Genomic DNA, 1,804 nt, shown 5'->3' on the forward strand with positions numbered 1-1,804 from the left:
GAGCAGGAACTTGCCTGCCCCTCTCCATAAAAGGAGGTGATCCAGCCGCAGGTTCTCCTACGGCTACCTTGTTACGACTTCACCCCAGTCACCAGCCCTACCTTCGGCCCCTGCCTCCCCCCTTTCGGGGGGTTGGCCCGGGGACTTCTGGTAAGACCAGCTTCCGGGGTGTGACGGGCGGTGAGTACAAGGCCCGGGAACGTATTCACGGCCGTGTGGCTGACCGGCCGTTACTAGCGATTCCAGCTTCATGCAGGCGAGTTGCAGCCTGCAATCCGAACTGAGACCGGGTTTCTGGGTTTTGCTCCACCTCGCGGCTTCGCTATCCCTCTGTCCCGGCCATTGTAGCACGTGTGTAGCCCAGGGCGTAAGGGGCATACTGACCTGACGTCATCCCCCCCTTCCTCCGGCTTGTCGCCGGCAGTCTCCCTAGTGTGCCCGGCTTCACCCGCTGGCAACTAGGGACAGGGGTTGCGCTCGTTGCGGGACTTAACCCAACACCTCACGGCACGAGCTGACGACGGCCATGTACCACCTGTGCCGGGCGCCCCCCAAAAGGGGGGCACACGGCCTTTCGGCCGCTTTTCCCGGCATGTCAAGCCCTGGTAAGGTTCTTCGCGTAGCATTGAATTAAACCACATGCTCCACCGCTTGTGCGGGCCCCCGTCTATTCCTTTGAGTTTCAGCCTTGCGGCCGTACTCCCCAGGCGGGGCGCTTAACGCGTTAGCTTCGGCACTGACTCCCTTCGGAGCCAACGCCCAGCACCCATCGTTTACAGCGTGGACTACCCGGGTATCTAATCCGGTTCGCTCCCCACGCTTTCGCGCCTCAGCGTCGGTACCGTCCTCGCCGGCCGCCTTCGCCACCGGTGTTCCTCCCGATATCTACGCATTTCACCGCTACACCGGGAATTCCGCCGGCGTCTTCCGGACCCTAGACCAGCAGTATCAAGGGCAATTCCCCGGTTGAGCCGGGGGCTTTCACCCCTGACTTACTGGCCCGCCTACGCGCTCTTTACGCCCAGTAATTTCGCGCAACGCTCGGGACCTACGTATTACCGCGGCTGCTGGCACGTAGTTAGCCGTCCCTTCCTCTCCGGGTACCGTCACGAGCGAGGGCTGTTCACCCCCGCTCGCATCGTCCCCGGCGACAGGAGTTTACACCCCGAAGGGCTTCTTCCTCCACTCGGCGTCGCTGGGTCAGGCTTGCGCCCATTGCCCAAGATTCCCCACTGCTGCCTCCCGTAGGAGTCCGGGCCGTGTCTCAGTCCCGGTGTGGCTGGCCATCCTCTCAGACCAGCTACCCGTCGTAGGCTTGGTGAGCCGTTACCTCACCAACTACCTGATGGGACGCGAGCCCATCCCGAGGCGGCAGCTTGCTATGCAGAGGCCACCCTTTTCACACACCCCATGCGGGACGTGCGCTTATGGGGTATTAGCCCGGGTTTCCCCGGGTTATCCCCCTCCTCGGGGTAGGTTGCTCACGCGTTACTCACCCGTTCGCCGGTCGCCGGCACCAGTTCCCGAAGGAACCGGCCCGCTGCCCCACGACTTGCATGTGTTAGGCACGCCGACAGCGTTCGCGCTGAGCCAGGATCAAACTCTCCAGCAAAATTATCTGAAAAGTTATCTCCAACTCAGTTCGCAAGGCTTATCACCATAAACCTGCGGAAACACCTCAATCCTAAGCCCTCACAGGGCTTCCAACACTCCCGCAGGCACGCACCCCTTATTCTACTGTCAAAGACCGCCTTTCAAGACGCAAGATGTAAATTTATGACTCTTGACCCGAACTGTCAAGCCC

At 61.3% G+C, this 1,804-nt stretch carries 1 rRNA gene; it reads right to left on the reverse strand.

The features are described 5' to 3' along the window. Window positions 1-29: 29 nt before the first annotated feature. Window positions 30-1,612, reverse strand: a 16S ribosomal RNA gene (locus QOL23_RS08465). Window positions 1,613-1,804: the final 192 nt, after the last annotated feature.

Source organism: Desulfurobacterium pacificum (assembly GCF_900182835.1).
Taxonomy (GTDB): domain Bacteria; phylum Aquificota; class Aquificia; order Desulfurobacteriales; family Desulfurobacteriaceae; genus Desulfurobacterium_B; species Desulfurobacterium_B pacificum.